We start from the raw sequence: 18,332 nt of genomic DNA on the forward strand, positions 1-18,332 counted from the left end.
TCGCTCCCGAAGGTCTCGTTGCTCAAGGCAATCTCCTGTTGATCTGCCGGATCAGCCCCGGCCCGCGATAAATCAATCCTGTGTACACCTGGACGAGGCTCGCGCCCGCGTCGAAGAGCCGGGCCGCGTCCGACGGTTCCACGATCCCCCCGACTCCGATCACGGGGAGCGCTCCCCCGGTTTCCGCGTGGATGTGCGCGACGACCTTCGCCGACATCTCGGCCAGCGGCCGCCCGGACAAGCCGCCGGTCTCACCCGCCAGCGGATGCCCGGAGACTCCCGCCCGGTCGATCGTCGTGTTGGTGGCGATGATCCCGGCGACACCGGTGCCGGTGCAGACCTGGAGGAGCTCGTCGATCGCCGACGTGGTCAGGTCCGGCGCGATCTTCACCAGGATCGGCTTCGGCGCCAACCCGGCGACGGTCAACGAGGCAGCCTCGGCGTGCAGCGCGGTCAGCAACTCGCGGAGGTGGCCGGTGTCCTGGAGAGAGCGCAATCCCGGGGTGTTCGGCGAGGAGACGTTGACCGCGAAGTAGTCGCCGTACCGGTAGAGGCGGCGCAGTGAGGTCACATAGTCCTCGACCGCCTCCTCCAGTGGTGTCACCTTCGACTTCCCGATCGAGATGCCGAGCGGGTAACCCAGGTCGCCGTACGCCGCCAATCGCGCGGCCAACGCCTCGCTGCCGAGGTTGTTGAAGCCCATTCGGTTGATGACCGCCTCGTGCTCGACGAGGCGGAACAACCGAGGCTTCTCGTTGCCCGGTTGCGGATGCGCCGTCACGGTGCCGACCTCGACGAATCCGAACCCGATCGCGGGCCATGCGCGCAGGGCGATCCCGTTCTTGTCCATGCCGGCCGCCAGGCCCACCGGTGACGGGAACCGGATCCCGAAGACCGTACGAGCCGAGGCCGAGTGGCCGCGACGAGCCGGGACGCCGAACAGGCGGGACCCGGCAGCGGCGGCGCCCGGTATGCGCCCCAGGAGGCGCATACCGTTCAGCGTCTGCTCGTGGGCGACCTCCGCGTCACCGCGACCCAGCCGGTACAGGACCGGCCGGACCACTCGCCTATACACCGCGGATCCTCGGCACCCAGTCCTGCAGCGACCGGACGCCGATGTCGCCGGCGCGCTGCGCCTCGATCCCCTGGACCGCGGCCGCGAGCCCCTGCACGGTGGTGATGCACGGGATGTTCCGCGCCACCGCCGCGCTGCGGATCTCGTACCCGTCGATCCGCGGCGAACCGCCCTGGGTGATCCCGATCGGCGTGTTGACGATCAGGTTCAGCTCGCCGTCCTGGACCATCTGGACGATCGTCGGCTCACCGTTCGGGCCGGGGCCCTGGCTGCTCTTGCGGACCGTGACCGCCTCGACGCCGTTGCGCCGCAGGACGTCGGCCGTGCCTTCGGTCGCGTAGATCTGGAAGCCGAGATCTGCCAGCCGCTTGACCGGGAAGATCATGTGCCGCTTGTCCCGGTTCGCGACCGACACGAACACCTTGCCGTTGATCGGCAGCGGCTGCGACGCCCCCGCCTGCGACTTGGCGAAGGCCGTACCGAACGTGTCGTCGATGCCCATCACTTCGCCGGTGGACTTCATCTCCGGCCCGAGCACGGTGTCGACCGACGAACCGTCGATGGTCCGGAACCGGTTGAACGGCATCACTGCCTCCTTGACCGCGATCGGCGTCGTCGGCGGCAGCGTCCCGCCGTCCCCGATAGCCGGCAGCAGACCCTCGCTCCGCAGCTCAGAAATGGTTGCCCCGAGCATCACCCGGGCCGCGGCCTTGGCCAGCGGTGTCGCGGTCGCCTTCGACACGAACGGCACCGTCCGGGAAGCCCGCGGGTTCGCCTCCAGCACGTAGAGGACGTCACCGGCGAGCGCGTACTGGACGTTCAGCAGGCCCCGTACGCCGACTCCGCGCGCGATCGCCTCGGTCGAGCGACGGATGTTCTCGATGTCCGCGTTCCCGAGCGTGATCGGCGGCAGCGCACAGGACGAGTCGCCGGAGTGCACGCCGGCCTCCTCGATGTGCTCCATCACGCCGCCGAGGAACAGTTCCTCGCCGTCGAACAGCCCGTCGACGTCGATCTCGACCGCGTCGTCGAGGAACCGGTCGATCAGCACCGGGTGCTCCCACGAGCCCGAGCCGGCGCTCAGCCGGTCCAGCGCCGCGGTCAGCTCGGCCGAACTGTAGACGATCTCCATCCCGCGACCGCCCAGCACGTACGACGGCCGGACGAGCACCGGGAACCCGATCTCCTCGGCGACGGCGTGGGCCGCCTCGGCCGACATCGCCGTACCGTGCTTCGGCGCCGGCAGCTTCGCATCCGCGAGCACCTTGCCGAACGCGCCGCGCTCCTCCGCCAGGTGGATCGCCTCGGGCGAGGTCCCGACGATCGGGACGCCGGCGTCCGCGAGGCGCTGCGCCAGCCCGAGCGGCGTCTGGCCGCCGAGCTGGACGATCACGCCGGCGACCGGTCCGGCCTGCAACTCGGCGTACACGATCTCGAGCACGTCCTCGCAGGTGAGCGGCTCGAAGTACAGCCGGTCGGAGGTGTCGTAGTCGGTCGAGACCGTCTCCGGGTTGCAGTTCACCATCACCGTGCAGTAGCCGGCCTCGCGCAGCGCCATCGACGCGTGCACGCAGGAGTAGTCGAACTCGATCCCCTGGCCGATCCGGTTCGGCCCGGAGCCGAGGATCAGGACGGCGGGGGTGTCACGCGGTGCGACTTCGGTCTCCTCGTCGTACGACGAGTAGTGGTACGGCGTCTCGGCCTTGAACTCGGCCGCACAGGTGTCGACCGTCTTGTAGACCGGCCGGATCCCGAGCGCCTGCCGGACACCGCGGACGACGTCCTCGGTCAGGCCGCGGATCTCGGCGAGCTGCAGGTCGGAGAACCCGTGCCGCTTGGCCAGCTTGATGACGTCGGGCGTCAGCCGCGGCGCGACCGCAACCTGGAGAGCGGTCTCGTGGATCAGGTACAACTGGTCCACGAACCACGGGTCGATCTTGGTCGCGTCGAAGATCTGCTCCGGCGTGGCACCGGCCCGGATCGCGTCCATGACGATCCGCAGCCGGCCGTCCTGCGGCGTCCTGATTGCCTCCAGCAACGGCTCCAGCTCGCTGGCGGGCTGCCCGGCCCAGGAGAACCGGGCCTCCGGCTTCTCCAGCGACCGCAGCGCCTTCTGCAGCGCCTCGGTGTAGTTCCGGCCGATCGCCATCGCCTCGCCGACGCTCTTCATGTGCGTGGTCAGCGTGGCGTCCGCGGCCGGGAACTTCTCGAACGCGAACCGCGGCACCTTCACCACCACGTAGTCCAGCGTCGGCTCGAAGCTGGCCGGCGTCTGCCGGGTGATGTCGTTCGGGATCTCGTCCAGCGTGTAGCCGATGGCGACCTTGGCGGCGATCTTCGCGATCGGGAAGCCGGTCGCCTTCGACGCCAGCGCCGACGAGCGGGACACCCGTGGGTTCATCTCGATGACGATCAGGCGACCGTCGTCGGGGTTGACCGCGAACTGGATGTTGCAGCCGCCGGTGTCGACGCCGACCTCACGGATGATGCCGATCGCGAGGTCCCGCATCACCTGGTACTCGCGGTCGGTCAGCGTCATCGCCGGCGCGACCGTGACCGAGTCGCCGGTGTGCACGCCCATCGGGTCGACGTTCTCGATCGAGCAGATGATCACGACGTTGTCGGCCTTGTCGCGCATCACCTCCAGCTCGTACTCCTTCCAGCCGAGGATCGATTCCTCGATCAGCACCTCGGTGGTCGGGCTGGCCTGCAGTCCGGCGCCGGCGATCCGGCGCAGGTCCGCCTCGTCGTAGGCCATCCCGGAGCCGACGCCGCCCATCGTGAACGACGGCCGCACCACCAGCGGGTAGCCGAGCTCGGCGGCCGCACCCATCACATCGTCGAGCGTGTGGCAGATCCGGGAACGCGCTGTTTCCGCACCCAGCTTCTCGACGATCTGCTTGAACGACTCCCGGTTCTCGCCGCGCTGGATCGCGTCGACGGACGCGCCGATCAGCTCGACGCCGTACTTCTCCAGTACGCCGTTGTCGTGCAGGGCGATCGCCGCGTTCAGCGCGGTCTGCCCGCCGAGGGTGGCGAGCAGCGCGTTCGGGCGCTCCTTCTCGATCACCTTCTCGACGTACTCCGGGGTGATCGGCTCGACGTACGTGGCGTCGGCGAACTCCGGGTCGGTCATGATCGTGGCCGGGTTGGAGTTCACCAGGACGACCCGGAACCCCTCCTCCTTCAGCACCCGGCAGGCCTGGGTCCCGGAGTAGTCGAACTCGCAGGCCTGGCCGATCACGATCGGTCCGGATCCGATCACCAGGACCGAATCGATGTCTGTCCTGCGCGGCATCAGTTCCGCCCTTCCATGAGCTCTACGAACCGGTCGAAGAGGTACGCCGAGTCGTGCGGACCGGCCGCCGCCTCCGGGTGGTACTGGACCGAGAAGGCCAGCACGCGGCCGTCCTTGCCGGTCAGCTTGAGTCCTTCGACGACGTTGTCGTTGAGCGAGACGTGGCTGACTTCCGCCGTTCCGTACGGCGTCTCCACCGTCTCCCCGATCGGCGCGTCCACCGCGAACCCGTGGTTCTGCGCGGTGATCTCGACCTTGCCGGTGGCCCGGTCGAGCACCGGCTGGTTGATCCCGCGGTGCCCGTACTTGAGCTTGAACGTGCCCAGTCCGAGCGCCCGTCCGAACACCTGGTTGCCGAAGCAGATCCCGAAGTACGGCTTCCCCCGCTGCAGCAGTTCCTTCAGCAGCGTGGTCGGGTGCTCGGTGGTCTCCGGGTCGCCCGGGCCGTTGCTCATGAAGATGCCGTCCGGGTTCACCGCGAGGATCTCGTCCAAAGAGGTGTTCGCAGGCATCACGTGGACCTCGATGCCGCGCTCGGACATCCGCTTCGGCGTCATCGTCTTGATCCCGAGGTCGAGCGCGACCACCGTGAAGCGCTTCTCCCCCTCGGCCGGTACGACGTACGGCAGATGCGTCGTCACCTCCGACGCGAGGTCGGCGCCGACCATCGGCGGCTGCTCGAGGACCTTCTGGAGCAGCTCGGCGGGGTCCAGGATCTCGGTGGAGATCCCGGCGCGCATCGCGCCACGCTCCCGCAGGTGCCGGGTCAGCGCGCGGGTGTCGATCCCGGAGATCCCGACGATCTGCTGACCCTTCAGCTGGTCGTCGAGCGATCGCTTCGCGCGCCAGTTCGACGGGATCCGGGCCGGGTCGCGGACGACGTACCCCGCGACCCAGATCTTCTGCGACTCGTCGTCCTCGTCGTTGATCCCGGTGTTGCCGATGTGCGGCGCGGTCTGGGTGACGATCTGCCGGTGGTACGACGGGTCGGTCAGTGTCTCCTGGTAACCGGTCATCCCGGTGGTGAACACCGCCTCGCCGAACGTGGATCCGGTCGCGCCGTACGACGTACCGGCGAACGACCGGCCGTCCTCGAGAACGAGCAGTGCCGATTGATGGGCCGGCTGGCTCATTGTGCTCCGATCAAGGTCGAGATGGATGCGGTCAGGGCGGCGGTGTCGGCCTTACGACGCGGACGGAACCCGGTGTCGAGCTCACGGCCGTCGTGGGTCCAGGTGACCACGACCAGGCCGGACTTCTCCGCGGTCACCTTGCCGGCGATCCCACGGTCGGTCCGGACCCCGGTCAGGTGGTCCGCGGGGATGAAGACATCCGCCGCGCCCTGCCGGTGGAAGATCAGGCCGGCCTCACTGACGGCCAGGTCCGCGGTGGCGCGGACGCCCAGTTCGTGCACGGCGATCCGGTCCATCCAGTCGCCTGCGCTCGTCGTCGCGACGTAAACACCCTCCACGCCGCGGGTCGTCTCTTCTGGCGCCGTGGGCAGGGGCGCCAGGTCGGCCTGCCGGGCCTGGCGGTTCCGCCAGCCCCGGTACATGCCGAAGTAGCCCGCTGCCAGTACCAGCAGCGTGCCGAGAATGCCGAGGAACGCCCTCACCGGGTGAGCTCACCGTCCAGGACGGTCGGCGTACCGCGCAGGAACGTCGCGACCACCTTGCCGGGCAGCGTCATCCCGTCGAACGGCGTGTTCCGCGACAGCGACACCGACTCGTCCGGTACGACGGTCCGCTCGACCCTGGGGTCGTAGAGGACGACGTTCGCCGGCGCACCGGCCTCCAGCGGGCGGCCGTGCTCGGCGGCCTGACCGATCGCGGCCGGCCGGTAGCTCATCCGGTCCGCGACGTCGGCCCAGGTCAGCAGCTTCGTGTCGATCATCGCCTGCTGGACCACCGAGAGAGCTGTCTCCAGGCCGGTCATCCCGAACGCGGCAGCGCTCCACTCGCAGTCCTTGTCCTCGACCGGGTGCGGCGCGTGATCGGTGGCGACGATGTCGATCGTGCCGTCGGCCAGGCCCTCGCGGACCGCCTCGACATCCTCCTTGGTGCGCAGCGGCGGGTTCACCTTGTAGACCGGGTTGTAGGACGCGGCGAGCTCCTCGGTCAGCAGCAGGTGGTGCGGGGTGACCTCAGCGGTCACCTCGAGCCCGCGGCGCTTCGCCGCGCGGACGATCTCCACCGAGCCCTTCGTGGACAGGTGGCAGACGTGCAGCTTCGACCCGACGTGCGCGTTCAGCAGGATGTCGCGGGCGATGATCGCCTCCTCGGCGACACTCGGCCAGCCGGTCAGGCCGAGAACGCCGGAGAGCGCCCCCTCGTTCATCTGCGCGCCCTGCGTGAGCCGCGGTTCCTGTGCGTGCTGAGCGATCACACCGTTGAACGCCTTCACGTACTCGAGCGCGCGGCGCATCAGCGCGGCGTCCCAGACACAGTCGCCGTCGTCGGAGAACACCCGGACCCGGGCCGCGGAGTCCGCCATCGCGCCGAGCTCCGCGAGCTGCGTGCCCTTCCGTCCGACCGTGACCGCGCCGATCGGGTACACGTCGGCGTACCCGGCGTCGCGGCCGAGGCGCCAGACCTGCTCGACCACACCGGCGGTGTCGGCGACCGGGTCGGTGTTGGCCATCGCGAAGACCGCGGTGAAGCCGCCCTTCGCGGCCGCGCGGGTGCCGGTGAACACCGTCTCGGCGTCCTCCCGGCCGGGCTCGCGCAGGTGCGTGTGCAGGTCCACGAGACCCGGCAGCGCGACCAGCCCGTGCGCATCGATCGTCTGCGCGTCGGCGGGCGCGTCGAGACCGGAGCCGATGGCAACGATCTCGCCGTTGTCGATCAGCAGGTCCGCTTGGTCACCGCCAACGATCCGTGCGCCGGTGATCAGGTATGCGGTCATGCCGTTTGCTCCTCGGTCTCGTTGCTTCCAGATAGCAGCAGGTACAGGACGGCCATCCGGATCGCCACGCCGTTGGTGACCTGCTCGACGATCACGGAGCGGGTGGAGTCGGCGACTTCGGCGCTGATCTCCATCCCGCGGTTCATCGGCCCGGGGTGCAGCACGATCGCCTCGTCCGGCAGTTGCGCCATCCGGTTCTTGTCCAGGCCGTAGCGGCGCGTGTACTCGCGGGCGCTCGGGAAGAACGCGTCGTTCATCCGCTCCCGTTGCACCCGCAGCATCATCACCGCATCGCTCTTCGGCAGCACAGCGTCGAAGTCGTACGACGTGGCGCACGGCCACCTGCTCATGTCGACGGGCACCAGCGTCGGCGGCGCGACCACGGTGACCTCGGCGCCGAGGGTCGAGAGCAGCAGCACGTTCGACCGCGCGACCCGCGAGTGCAGGACGTCGCCGACGATCGTGATCCGGCGGCCCTCCAGCGAGCCGAGGTGCCGGCGCATCGTGAACGCGTCGAGCAACGCCTGCGTCGGGTGCTCGTGCGTGCCGTCGCCGGCGTTGACCACCGACCCGGTCATCCAGCCCGACTTCGCCAGCAGGTGCGGCGCACCGGACGATCCGTGCCGGCAGACGACGCCGTCGGCACCCATCGCCTGGAGGGTCAGCGCGGTGTCCTTCAGGCTCTCGCCCTTGCTCAGGCTCGAGCCCTTCGCGGAGAAGTTGATGACGTCCGCGGACAGCCGCTTGGCGGCCGCCTCGAACGAGATCCGCGTCCGAGTGGAGTCCTCGAAGAACAGGTTCACCACGGTCCGCCCGCGCAGCGCGGGCAGCTTCTTGATCGGGCGGTCGGCCAGCGACCGCATCTCCTCGGCGGTGTCGAGGATCAGCTGCGCCTCGTCGCGGCTCAGGTCCGCGGCGCTCAGCAGGTGCTTCATGCCTTCACCCCAGTCGGCGCCTTGTCGGCGATCAGTACGGCGTCCTCGCCGTCGAACTCGGTCAGGTGCACGGTGACCCGCTCGACCAGGGAGGTCGGCAGGTTCTTGCCCACGTAGTCGGCGCGGATCGGCAGCTCGCGGTGGCCGCGGTCGACCAGGACGGCCAGCTGGACGGCGCGCGGGCGGCCGATGTCGCCGAGCGCGTCGAGGGCCGCGCGGATCGTCCGGCCGGAGAACAGCACGTCGTCGACGAGCACGACGACCTTGCCGTCGACACCGTCTGCCGGGATGTCGGTGTGTTCGAGGCCGCGCGGTGGTTTGAGACCGATGTCGTCGCGGTACATGGTCACATCGAGTGATCCCGTGGGCACGCTCTGCCCCTCAACGGCCTGGATCCGGGCCGAGACGCGTTGCGCGAGCGGGACTCCACGGCTGGGGATGCCGAGCAGGACGACCGGGTCGGCGCCGCGGTTCCGCTCGAGGATCTCGTGGGCGATCCGGGTCAGTGCCCGGGAAATGTCGGAAGCGTCGAGGACCTCGCGGCTGCTGCGTTTCGGCGGCTGCGAAATCTCGGGGTGCTCTGCACTCTGGGCAGGGCTCATCGCTACCGTTCCTCCTTTCCCGCCTCTCTGGACGGGTCTTTAAAGGACGTTCGGACCGCTTGACATGGTATCGGATGTGACACGCCGTCTTGACGCTGGCCTCCGGCCCAGAATATTGTTACTCTGTGTAATCGAGGGGGGTTTCACTATCGGGCCCGTTCCCTGCGGGGCCGGACATGACGAAACTAGTCGGAGGGAAGAACCAGCGTGCCGAGCGAATACGCGAAGACACTGGGTGGCAAGCTACGTGCCATCCGCCAGCAGCAAGGTTTGTCGCTGCATGGCGTGGAAGAGAAGTCCAAGGGTCGCTGGAAGGCGGTTGTCGTCGGCTCGTACGAGCGCGGCGATCGAGCCGTCACGGTCCAGAAGCTCGCGGAGCTCGCCGATTTCTACGGCGTGCCGATCCGTGAGCTGCTCCCTGGGTCCGCCAGCGCGGCTGCCGCGGCTGCCGCTCCTCCCCGGTTGATCCTCGACCTGGAGGCCCTGCAACACCTCGACGCGAGCGAGGCCGGTCCGCTGACGCGGTACGCGGCCACGATCCAGGCTCAGCGTGGGGACTACAACGGAAAGGTGCTGTCGATCCGTCAGGACGACATGCGGACGCTCGCGGTGATCTACGACGAATCGCCGACGACGCTGACCGAGCGCTTCATCTCCTGGGGTGTACTGAACCCGGAGGCGAAGGGTGACGTCGAGGAAACGTCCGAGGCCGCCGGCGCCTGACGCCTGAGAAGGCAGCAATCTGGCGAAGGCACCAGACGGTCGGGGCTTGTAGCAGCTGGCCCGCGGCCGCCCGCCTTCCTCAGCAGACGGAACAGAGCACTACCAACGCAGTGCAACGCAGGACAACGCAGCACCAAGCGGCAGGTGCCACCTCACCGGCCGCACACGGGGACGCAACGGCGGCCCGGGACCGTACCGAGACGGTCACCGGGCCTGAGAGAGGGCTCGCCCCCCTCACTTCCCAGCAGCGATTCAGACGCCCAGCGTGGGCTTCAGCTGCAGCAGTCTGGCCAGCAGGCCGTTGACGAACGTCGGGGACTCGTCGGTCGACAGGTCCCGCGCCAGCGCGACCGCCTCGCTCACCGCGACCACGTCCGGCACCTGGTCGTCGAACAGCAGCTCGTAGGTGCCGATCCGCAGGATGTTCCGGTCGACGGCCGGCATCCGGTCCAGCGTCCAGCCGACCGAGTGGGTCTCGAGCAGGTCGTCGATCTGCTCGCTGTGTTTCGCGACCCCTTCGACCAGCGCCACGGTGAACTCGTTCACCGGCGGATCGTTGTCGGCCACCCGGTCAGCCAGGGTGCCGCCGACCGGCAACCCCCTGACCTCCGACTCGAACAGCACGTCGAGGGCGCGCTTGCGGGCCTTGCTCCGGGCAGACATCTTCTGTTGTCGACTTTCCCTAGAGGTTGCGCTGCTCAGGAGGTGACGCGGCCGAGGTAGTCCCCGGTGCGGGTGTCGACCTTGACCTTCTCGCCGGTGGTCAGGAAGAGCGGGACCTGGATGTCGTAGCCGGTCTCCAGCTTGGCCGGCTTGGTGCCGCCGCTGGAGCGGTCGCCCTGCAGACCCGGCTCGGTGTACTCGACCGTGAGCTCGACCGAGGCCGGGAGCTCGACGTACAGCGGAAGCTCGTCGTGCACCGCGACGATGGCGTCCTGGTTCTCCAGCAGGAAGTGCACCGCGTCGCCGACCACCTCGGGCGTCAGCTGCAGCTGGTCGTAGGTGCTCTTGTCCATGAAGACGTACGACGTGCCGTCGTTGTACAGGTACGTCATGTCACGCTTGTCGACCGTGGCCACGTCGACCTTGACGTCGGCGTTGAACGTCTTGTCGACCACCTTGCCGGACAGCACGTTCTTCAGCTTGGTCCGGACGATGGCGCCGCCCTTGCCCGGCTTGTGATGCTGGAACCACACGACGGACCACAGCTGTCCGTCCAGGTCGAGCACCATGCCGTTCTTGAGGTCGTTCGTCGATGCCACGCGGGTATGCCCTTCGAAATCGATCAGCGGTAACGACAAATTGTAGCGGTGACTACCGCATTCCTCCGATTCGTGCGTTCGGCCGGACCCCGGGGGCCGTACGCTGGAGCTCCGGATCGTCCATCGAGGTGCCAGGAGGCCGGCTGATGACGGGGTTCGTGATCTTCGTCGTGGTGATGATCGTGGTCGGCCTGATCAACAAAGCCAAGCAGCAGTCCGGCGGCGGCAACGCCAAGCAGAACGCCCGGATGCAGGCGCTGATCGAGCGGATCCAGGCCCAGCAGGGCGGCAACCAGCCGGTCCAGTTCCAGGGCCAGTTCACTCAGGCCGCCGGGCCGGGTGGACCACCTCCGGCGCCGATACCAGGGCAGATGCAGACCGGGAGCGCGCAGGGCAGTCAGCAGGCCGCGGCCGTTCTTCAGCAACTCCTGCAGAACGGGCGGCAGCCACGACACATGGGCGAGCGGAACTCCCCCGGCCAGGCGGCACAGCAGCCCGCCTTCGGTACGCCGTACCAGCCGCCGGCGCAGTTCCAGCCCTCGCAGCATCCGGTGCAGTACAACCCGGGGCCGTACCAGCCGCCGGCGCATCGCCCGCAGCAGAACAACCTGCCGTCGACGAAGCAGGACCTGGACACCAGGGTGCGGGACCTGATGAACGCGGGCAACGAGGTCGGCGCGATCCGGTTGCTGAGTGACGAGCGTGAGATGGGGATCCTCGAGGCGCAGAAGTACGCTCGCACCTTGGTCGCGCCGCCGGCCGCTCAGCAGAGTGCCGACGTACCGGATGAGCCTGATGAGGAGCGGTACGTCGGTTCGGCGGCGTTCGCGGAGTCGATCTTCAACGTCAACGACCGTGACGAGAACGTGTGGGCCAGCGGCTGGGTCGACGTACCTGAGCCGGAGGATCGCTCCGACATCGAGGAGCTGTGGCAGACCGTCAGCAACCCGCCGCGGGCTACTCCTCCCACGTCACAGTGATGTAGCTGCGCGTCCGCCAGTGCCGAGTCACTGCTGGCACCCGTCATGACTGATCCCGCTTGTCCCCGAGCGACTCCAGCAGGGTCCGCAGCAGACCTGCCAGCTGCTCGCGTTCAGCCGCCGACAGTCCGGCGAGTAGCTGCGACTCGGTGTCGACATGCGTCGGCAGCACCTTGTCGATCAGCTCGAGGCCCTCGGGCGTCAGGGTCACCAGCACACCACGGCGGTCGGTCTCACTCGGCGCACGCGTCACCAGTCCGCGAGCCTCCAGCCGATCCAGCCGCTGACTGATCGCTCCCGACGTGACCATCGACGAGTGCATCAACCCGGCCGGCGTCAGACTGTGCTCGGCGTTGCTGCGCCGCAGGGTCGCCAGTACGTCGAACGACGCGCGGTCCAGGTCGTGCTTGCTGAAGTTCCGCCGCAGCTCGGCGTCGAACAGCGCTCCGAGGCGGCTCATCCGCCCGATGATGCCCATCGGCGACGGATCCAGGTCCGGCCGCCGCACACGCCACTGCTCGAGCACCAGGTCGACGTGATCTGCCATCCACTCAGCCTAGCGCCAGATCGCTTAGCGCTGAGGGACTTGTAAGTTCCTTAGCGCTGAGATACTTTATCTTAGTGCTAAGCAATCGACGCTCCACCATCCTCCTGACCACGGCCATCGCGCCGATGCTCTGGGGCACGACCTACGTGGTGACCACCGAGTTCCTCCCGCCCCACCGCCCCCTGCTGGCCGCACTCTTGCGTGCGCTGCCGGCCGGCCTCCTGCTCGTCGCGGTCACCCGTGTCCTGCCGCGCGGCAGGTGGTGGTGGCGCTCGCTGCTCCTCGGCACGCTCAACATCGGCGCCTTCAACGCGTTCTTGTTCGTCGGTGCGTACCGGCTGCCAGGTGGCGTGGCCGCGACCGTCGGAGCGATCCAGCCGCTACTGGTCGCTTTGCTATCAGCTGGTCTGCTGCGCCAGCGCCTGTCAGTGCGCACCGTTATCACTGCGCTGGCCGGCGTGCTCGGCGTCGGTCTGCTCGTGCTGCGGGCTACCGCACGACTCGACATGTGGGGCGTACTCGCAGCCGCCGGCGCTGCGGTCGTCATGGCATTCGGCGTCGTACTCAGCAAGCGCTGGACGTCACCTGCTCCCCTGCTGGCCACTACTGGTTGGCAGCTCGTCGCCGGCGGACTGGTGCTCCTACCAGTGGCCTTCCTGGTCGAGGGCGCTTTCCCCGCCTTCACACTGCGGAACCTCGCTGGCTACGCGTACTTGGCGCTGTTCGGCTCGGCAGTCGCCTATGCACTCTGGTTCCGCGGACTCCGGGAACTCATTCCGACCGAGGTCACGTTCCTAGGACTGCTGAGCCCCGTAGTAGCCACCACTGTGGGCTGGCTGGTCCTAGCTCAGCACCTCACCGCACTGCAGGCAGTCGGCGGTCTCATCGTGCTGGCAGCCCTTGCGTTTGCACAGGTACGACCGGCAGCTCAGCGCCTAGATCAGTCCCTCGCGCAGCGCATACGCGACGGCGTGGGAGCGGTTCCTGAGCTGCAGACGGCTGGTGACGTCGTGGAGGACGTTCTTGACCGTGCGCTCAGAGTAGGACAGCTCCCGGGCGATCTCCTGTGTGTCCTTGCCGTCGGCGACAAGTCGCAGTACCTGGGTCTCCCGGTCGGACAGACCGGGGCGGGACAGTCCTCGCGGTGCCAGTACCTGCCGCTGCATCCGCGACACTTGACCGAGCAGCCGCCCCAGCAGGTCCGGAGGCAGACTGCCATCACCCGCGGCGGCGGCCTGCACCAGGTGCACAATCCGGTCACCGGTCGCTTCGGTACGCCGTAGTACACCGGAGACCCCCAGCTCGACCGCTGTCATCAGCGCCTCGTCGTCGATCGCGCTGCCGATCAGCACGGTCCGGCAGCCCCGCTGTGTCGCGGCGCGCAGTACCTGAACAGCACCGGCGTCCAGCGAGTCGACGGCGACCAACGCGACCACTGGCGGTGCAATGCGCTGGTCGGCCGACTGCGCGGGTCGCTGCGCCGCCAGGTCGGCGTCACCGATCAGGCTGATCTCCGGGCACTGCCGCAGCGTGTGCACCAGCCCGAACTGCGACAGCGGGTCGAGTGCCTTGACCCAGACCGGAATGCGGTGCTGCTCACCGAGCGGTTCCCCCACTTGTTGTGTCGTCACAACCATCTGATGCCCGAAAGGGCAGATTGGTTATGAATCCAGGGTGGTGAGCGCGCGGAGCGCGAGCCGGTACGAGTCGAGTCCGAAGCCGGCGATGGTCCCGGTCGCCACCCCGGCGACCACACTGGTGTGCCGGAACTCCTCACGGGTGGCCGGATTGGTCAGGTGGATCTCGATCAGCGGAGCGGTCCGCTGCGCGATCGCGTCCCGCAACGCGTACGAGTAATGGGTGAACGCGGCCGGGTTCAGTACGACGGGAATCCGGCCGTCCGCGGCCTCGTGCAGCCAGCCGACCAACTCGGCCTCGTCGTCGGTCTGCCGTACGTCGACCTCGAACCCGAGCTCGGCGCCCGTCTTCTCACACACCCCGACCAGCTCGGCGAACGTCGTCGTACCGTACTTCTCCGGCTCCCGCGACCCCAGCCGCCCGAGGTTCGGCCCGTTCAGCACCAGCACCCGCCTGCTCACATCCGTCACAGCCTTCACCCTAGCGGCAGGCCGTCGAAGGCGATCTCGGCCTCGGTCACCGCGTCCAGGTAGCGGTCGGCGGCCCGCTGCCCGGCCTCGATGGCTTCCCAGTTGCGGCGGGACAGCACCCGCTGGACCGACACCGCCTGGGCGGCAAGGAGCTCGCCCGCGAGATCGCCTCCGAGGGCGGTCGCGAGGGCGTGCTGGTCGTCGTCCATGAACTGGTGCAGCCGGGTCGTGAGGGCGGGGGTACTGAAGACGAGCTTGTAGTAGGCGAGGACCTGCGGATGGTCGTTCAGGCCCGTCACCGGGTCGCGGGCGGTGAGACCGGCCATGAAGTGCTCTCGAAGCGCCTGGACCGGCGGGACCCCGGCGGCCGCGACCACCCGGGCGGACTCGTGCCGATGGTCGGCGATCCGGTGCAGGACGAGGTCCTGCTTGGTCGGGAAGTACTTGAACAACGTCGGTTTGGAGACGTTCGCCGCCTCGGCGATGTCGGTCACCGACACCTCGTCGAAGCCGCGCTTCAGGAACAGCGCGATCGCCGCCTCGGACAGGGCGTCGTGCGTCTGCTGCTTCTTGCGTTCGCGGAGTCCGGTCACAGGATCATGTTAACCTAGGCAAAAGATTGACCGAGTTAATCTTTTGTGGAGGGTGGATGAGGGACCTCGACGAGGAACGCGCGTACGCCGATCGTTGCCGGGAGGCGCTACGACGGATGGTCGCGGGCGCGCGGGAGAACGTGGTCGTCGGCGAGGACACCTGGGGCGACCGGTACACCGCCGAGCGGCTGGGCTTCTACCTCAAGACGCTGGCGCGCGACATGGGTGAGGAGGGCGACAACCCGCCGTTCTTCGGCCTGATCGCGTACGGCGACTCGGACCCGGCGGCCGGCGAGCACCGCCGCCAGACGTACTACCTCGGCCGCCGGCACATCTCGGACGCGATCGGCCGCCCGCCGATGGTGATCGACTGGCGCGCGCCGGTGTCGGCCACGTTCTACCAGGCATCCGCCGTCGAGCCGCGCGGGATCGACACCCGCCGCCGCTTCGGCTGGTCAGGGAATCGGCTCACGAGCTTCGAGGACGAGCATCTCCAGACGGGTCTCGGTGACGGTTCTGGTGACTCGGGCAGCGAGCTCGTACGGCGGGAGATCGAGCGTGCCCGCGTGGGTCCGATGCGGGACATCGTCGCCACGATCCAGCCCGAGCAGGACACGCTTGTGCGGACCAGCCTCGACGTCTCGGTGTGCATCCAGGGCGCACCGGGGACCGGCAAGACCGCGGTCGGCCTGCACCGCGCCGCCTACCTGCTGTATGCGCACCGGTCGCGGCTCGAACGCAACGGTGTCCTCGTCCTCGGACCGAACCGGGCGTTCCTGCACTACATCTCCGCCGTACTCCCGACCCTCGGTGAAGTGGACGTTGAGCAGACCACGATCGAGCAACTGCTGGATCGCGAGGTGCGTGCGGTCGACGACCCGGTGGCGGCCGCGATCAAGCACGACGTACGGATGGCCGAGATTCTCCGGAGAGCGGTCTACGGGCGGATCGGGCGGCCGGCACAGGCGGTCGTGGTGCGGGACGAGTCGTACAAGTGGCGGGTCAATCAGCACGAGTTCGCGGAGATGGTGATCGAGGCCGAGGCCGATGCGACGACGTACCTGACCGGTCGCGAGCGGGTGATCGCACGGCTCGTCGCCGCGGTGCAACGTCAGGCCGAGGCGCGCGGGCAGAACTGCAACGGCGTCTGGCTACGGCGGATGGAGCGGGCCGTGACGCCGTACGTCGAGGAAGTATGGCCGGCGTTGAAGGCGGACGAGGTGCTGGCCGAGTATCTGAGCGATCCCGGTCAGGTGGGCCTCCTGACGGCGGACGAACAGCGAGCCATCGCCTGGTCGCGGCCGCGCAAGGCGAAGAGCGCGCGCTGGACGGCCGCGGACGCCGTACTGCTCGACGAGGTGAGCGCGTTGCTGGAGCGCTCTCCGACGTACGGCCACGTGATCGTGGACGAGGCTCAGGACCTCTCCCCCATGCAGTGCCGGGCGATCGCGCGGCGGAGCGAGCACACCTCGATCACGGTGCTCGGCGATCTTGCGCAGGGTACGACGGCTTGGGCGGCCGACGACTGGGCGACGCAGCTCAGTCACCTCGGAAAGCCCGCTGCGGAGATCGTTGTTTTGAGCACCGGGTACCGCGTCCCGGCGACCGTGGTCGAGCTGGCGAACCGCCTGCTGGACGCGCTCGCCGTCGTGGTTCCACCGACCACGTCCTTCCGCTCGGACGGTGAACTGACCATCACGCGCGTCGACGACCTCGCGGCCGCATGCGTCGAGCACATCCGCGGAGCGCTCTCTGTGGAGGGCTCGATCGGTGTCATCGCCGCCGATCACCAGTTGCCGGCGGTGAGCGATGCGCTGAAGGCGGCCGGGATCGAGACCTCGGCGGCGGACGGTGACGGGCGCGTGGCCGTCGTACCGGCGAGTCTGGCGAAGGGGCTCGAGTACGACCACGTGATCGCACTCGAGCCGGCCGAGATCGTCGCCTCCGAGACCCGCGGCCTCAACCGCCTGTACGTCGTCCTCACGCGGGCGGTCTCCCGGCTGGACATCCTGCACAGCCGGGAGCTACCGCCCGAGCTGAGGACCTAACTCCAGGGGGCGCCGGGGCCGCCCATGCGTTGTGCGTACGGCGTACCGTGCCCGAGCTCACCGCGGCGGATCGGCTTGTCGGTGAACGCGGAGGCGTAGATGGCCGCGGCGAGTTCGAGCGTGTTGCGCGCCTCGGCCAGCGTGACCGGAGTGGGTTCACCCGCGGCCTTGGCGTCGAGGATCGCGGCGAGCTGTGCGGTGTGACCGCTCGCCACATCCGGCAGATCGGTCGACCAGGCGGTGGCGATCTCTTCGTGGCCGGGAGCAGGCGTGATCGTCCAGTCGGGGTTCTTGTACCCGTACAGGTGCTCCAGTTCGACGGTCGCGTTTTCGCAGTCGAAGCGCAGCTGGGAGGTCTGGCGCGCCGACACCAGGGAGTTCACGATCGACGCCACTGCACCGCTCTCGAACGTCACGAGCGCCATCGACACGTCCTCGGTCTGCGTGGGCCGCGCCTGCCGGGCGGCGAGTGCGGTCACCTTCTCCCACGGGCCGAGGATCGACAGCAGCAGGTCGTACTGGTGGATCCCGTGGCCCATCGTCGGACCGCCACCCTCGACGTCGAACGTACCGCGCCAGGGCACGGCGAAGTACGCGTCGTCGCGGTACCAGACGGTGTTGCACAGGGCAACCAATGGGCGCCCGAGGAGGCCGTCGGCGAGCAGTTCGCGCAGCCGGACCGCGCCGGACCCGAAGCGGTGCTGGAACACGCACGCCACCTGCGCGGCGGACTTCTCCTCCGCGGCCACGAGTGCGTCGAACTCGTCGAGCGACAGGGTCGGCGGCTTCTCCAGGTACACGTCGACATCCGCGGCCAGGCACTCGGCGGCCAACGGGACGTGCGAGTTCGGCGGCGTACACAGATGGACCAGATCGACCTGGCCGGCGGCCAGCAGATCGGTCAGGCTCGCGTACGTCGCCGGGATGTTCCACTGGGCGGCGAACTCCTTCGCCCGATCCAGATCAACGTCGACGGCCGCGACCAACTCGGCCCGCTCAGGCAACGCCGCAACAGCCCGCGCATGCGAGGCGGCAATCCCTCCGGTCCCGACGATCGCGATCCGATACTTGCGCTCACTCATATGGAAAGCCCTTTCCGAGGCATCCCCAGCATCCTGCGCGCCCCACCCCCATCCCACAACCCACCGCCCACCATCTGACCACATTCGGACACCCCCACCCCCGCATGGGGACGGGGCACAGGAAATAGCAGGTGCCCCGACACCGCATCCTGTGCAGCGGCCCTGGATGGACTGC

The 18,332-nt window shown here is 68.6% G+C and carries 17 protein-coding genes and 1 pseudogene; 4 read left to right on the forward strand and 14 right to left on the reverse strand.

Annotated features, from left to right (window positions below; genetic code table 11):
* Positions 1–22: 22 nt before the first annotated feature.
* From EV647_RS21660 to pyrR, 7 genes are read right to left on the reverse strand one after another with little or no spacing between them, the layout of a single operon-like run.
* Positions 23–1,075, reverse strand: coding sequence for a quinone-dependent dihydroorotate dehydrogenase (locus EV647_RS21660; protein WP_134005598.1), 1,053 nt, complete (start codon positions 1,073–1,075; stop codon positions 23–25).
* On the reverse strand, positions 1,068–4,373 hold the full coding sequence (gene carB, locus EV647_RS21665; RefSeq protein ID WP_134005600.1) for a carbamoyl-phosphate synthase large subunit: 3,306 nt from the start codon (positions 4,371–4,373) through the stop codon (positions 1,068–1,070). Before carB ends, EV647_RS21660 begins: the two co-directional genes overlap by 8 nt.
* Entirely contained in the window at positions 4,373–5,506 is a 1,134-nt protein-coding gene (carA, locus tag EV647_RS21670) for a glutamine-hydrolyzing carbamoyl-phosphate synthase small subunit (RefSeq protein WP_134005602.1), read from the reverse strand. The genes carB and carA overlap by 1 nt, the downstream gene beginning before the upstream one ends.
* A complete protein-coding gene (locus tag EV647_RS21675) occupies positions 5,503–5,988 on the reverse strand; it encodes a hypothetical protein (protein WP_134005604.1) in 486 nt (161 codons plus the stop codon). The genes carA and EV647_RS21675 overlap by 4 nt, the downstream gene beginning before the upstream one ends.
* A complete protein-coding gene (locus tag EV647_RS21680) occupies positions 5,985–7,277 on the reverse strand; it encodes a dihydroorotase (protein ID WP_134005606.1) in 1,293 nt (430 codons plus the stop codon). Before EV647_RS21680 ends, EV647_RS21675 begins: the two co-directional genes overlap by 4 nt.
* The gene (locus EV647_RS21685) at positions 7,274–8,212 is read right to left on the reverse strand and encodes an aspartate carbamoyltransferase catalytic subunit (RefSeq protein WP_134005608.1); all 939 of its coding nucleotides are present in this window, start codon (positions 8,210–8,212) and stop codon (positions 7,274–7,276) included. Before EV647_RS21685 ends, EV647_RS21680 begins: the two co-directional genes overlap by 4 nt.
* Positions 8,209–8,814: a bifunctional pyr operon transcriptional regulator/uracil phosphoribosyltransferase PyrR gene (pyrR, locus tag EV647_RS21690; protein ID WP_134005610.1), complete on the reverse strand. Its 606-nt coding sequence runs from the start codon at positions 8,812–8,814 to the stop codon at positions 8,209–8,211. Before pyrR ends, EV647_RS21685 begins: the two co-directional genes overlap by 4 nt.
* Before the next feature lie 207 nt (positions 8,815–9,021).
* On the opposite strand from pyrR, the gene EV647_RS21695 reads away from it, so the two are divergent.
* Complete coding sequence (locus EV647_RS21695) at positions 9,022–9,537, forward strand: transcriptional regulator (RefSeq protein WP_133790468.1); 516 nt, start codon at positions 9,022–9,024, stop codon at positions 9,535–9,537.
* Between the two features lie 252 nt (positions 9,538–9,789).
* Here EV647_RS21695 and nusB read toward each other — a convergent pair whose 3' ends face one another.
* Both nusB and efp read right to left on the reverse strand, forming a co-directional pair.
* Positions 9,790–10,200, reverse strand: coding sequence for a transcription antitermination factor NusB (gene nusB, locus EV647_RS21700; protein WP_134005612.1), 411 nt, complete (start codon positions 10,198–10,200; stop codon positions 9,790–9,792).
* Between the two features lie 35 nt (positions 10,201–10,235).
* Positions 10,236–10,799 carry an elongation factor P gene (gene efp, locus EV647_RS21705; RefSeq protein WP_133790465.1) on the reverse strand — a complete coding sequence of 188 codons (564 nt, stop codon included), beginning with the start codon at positions 10,797–10,799 and terminating at the stop codon, positions 10,236–10,238.
* Positions 10,800–10,945: 146 nt separating this feature from the next.
* On the opposite strand from efp, the gene EV647_RS21710 reads away from it, so the two are divergent.
* Entirely contained in the window at positions 10,946–11,779 is an 834-nt protein-coding gene (locus tag EV647_RS21710; RefSeq protein WP_134005614.1) for a hypothetical protein, read from the forward strand.
* Between the two features lie 43 nt (positions 11,780–11,822).
* On the opposite strand, the gene EV647_RS21715 is transcribed toward EV647_RS21710, so the two are convergent.
* On the reverse strand, positions 11,823–12,326 hold the full coding sequence (locus EV647_RS21715; protein WP_134005616.1) for a MarR family winged helix-turn-helix transcriptional regulator: 504 nt from the start codon (positions 12,324–12,326) through the stop codon (positions 11,823–11,825).
* A 74-nt stretch (positions 12,327–12,400) separates the two neighbouring features.
* On the opposite strand from EV647_RS21715, the pseudogene EV647_RS21720 reads away from it, so the two are divergent.
* Positions 12,401–13,222, forward strand: a pseudogene (locus tag EV647_RS21720) (EamA family transporter); the annotation flags it as partial.
* Between the two features lie 39 nt (positions 13,223–13,261).
* On the opposite strand, the gene EV647_RS43735 reads toward EV647_RS21720, so the two are convergent.
* The 3 genes from EV647_RS43735 to EV647_RS21735 are packed head-to-tail and all read right to left on the reverse strand — an operon-like array spanning position 13,262 to position 15,027.
* Positions 13,262–13,963, reverse strand: coding sequence for a response regulator transcription factor (locus EV647_RS43735; protein WP_134005618.1), 702 nt, complete (start codon positions 13,961–13,963; stop codon positions 13,262–13,264).
* A 24-nt stretch (positions 13,964–13,987) separates the two neighbouring features.
* Positions 13,988–14,425 (reverse strand): type II 3-dehydroquinate dehydratase, encoded by a 438-nt coding sequence (gene aroQ, locus EV647_RS21730; RefSeq protein ID WP_134006038.1) that lies wholly within the window; start codon positions 14,423–14,425, stop codon positions 13,988–13,990.
* 14 nt (positions 14,426–14,439) lie between these two features.
* Positions 14,440–15,027, reverse strand: coding sequence for a TetR family transcriptional regulator (locus EV647_RS21735; RefSeq protein ID WP_134005620.1), 588 nt, complete (start codon positions 15,025–15,027; stop codon positions 14,440–14,442).
* A 56-nt stretch (positions 15,028–15,083) separates the two neighbouring features.
* Here EV647_RS21735 and EV647_RS21740 point away from each other — a divergent pair, with 56 nt between their 5' ends.
* Positions 15,084–17,075, forward strand: coding sequence for an AAA family ATPase (locus EV647_RS21740; RefSeq protein WP_134005622.1), 1,992 nt, complete (start codon positions 15,084–15,086; stop codon positions 17,073–17,075).
* On the opposite strand, the gene EV647_RS21745 is transcribed toward EV647_RS21740, so the two are convergent.
* Complete coding sequence (locus tag EV647_RS21745; RefSeq protein WP_134005624.1) at positions 17,072–18,157, reverse strand: Gfo/Idh/MocA family protein; 1,086 nt, start codon at positions 18,155–18,157, stop codon at positions 17,072–17,074. The two genes, EV647_RS21740 and EV647_RS21745, sit on opposite strands and share 4 nt — an antisense overlap.
* Between the last annotated feature and the right edge of the window lie 175 nt (positions 18,158–18,332).

Source organism: Kribbella sp. VKM Ac-2566 (assembly GCF_004366005.1).
In the GTDB taxonomy this organism is placed as follows: Bacteria; Actinomycetota; Actinomycetes; order Propionibacteriales; family Kribbellaceae; genus Kribbella; species Kribbella pratensis.

Bases quoted from the DNA above. Each gene is read 5' to 3' on its own strand.
- carB (WP_134005600.1), bottom strand. From the start codon at position 4,373: ATGCCGCGCAGGACAGACATCGATTCGGTCCTGGTGATCGGATCCGGA.
- carA (WP_134005602.1), bottom strand. From the start codon at position 5,506: ATGAGCCAGCCGGCCCATCAATCGGCACTGCTCGTTCTCGAGGACGGC.
- EV647_RS21680 (WP_134005606.1), bottom strand. From the start codon at position 7,277: ATGACCGCATACCTGATCACCGGCGCACGGATCGTTGGCGGTGACCAA.
- EV647_RS21685 (WP_134005608.1), bottom strand. From the start codon at position 8,212: ATGAAGCACCTGCTGAGCGCCGCGGACCTGAGCCGCGACGAGGCGCAG.
- pyrR (WP_134005610.1), bottom strand. From the start codon at position 8,814: ATGAGCCCTGCCCAGAGTGCAGAGCACCCCGAGATTTCGCAGCCGCCG.
- nusB (WP_134005612.1), bottom strand. From the start codon at position 10,200: ATGTCTGCCCGGAGCAAGGCCCGCAAGCGCGCCCTCGACGTGCTGTTC.
- EV647_RS21710 (WP_134005614.1), top strand. From the start codon at position 10,946: ATGACGGGGTTCGTGATCTTCGTCGTGGTGATGATCGTGGTCGGCCTG.
- EV647_RS21715 (WP_134005616.1), bottom strand. From the start codon at position 12,326: ATGGCAGATCACGTCGACCTGGTGCTCGAGCAGTGGCGTGTGCGGCGG.
- EV647_RS43735 (WP_134005618.1), bottom strand. From the start codon at position 13,963: ATGGTTGTGACGACACAACAAGTGGGGGAACCGCTCGGTGAGCAGCAC.
- EV647_RS21740 (WP_134005622.1), top strand. From the start codon at position 15,084: ATGAGGGACCTCGACGAGGAACGCGCGTACGCCGATCGTTGCCGGGAG.
- EV647_RS21745 (WP_134005624.1), bottom strand. From the start codon at position 18,157: ATGAGTGAGCGCAAGTATCGGATCGCGATCGTCGGGACCGGAGGGATT.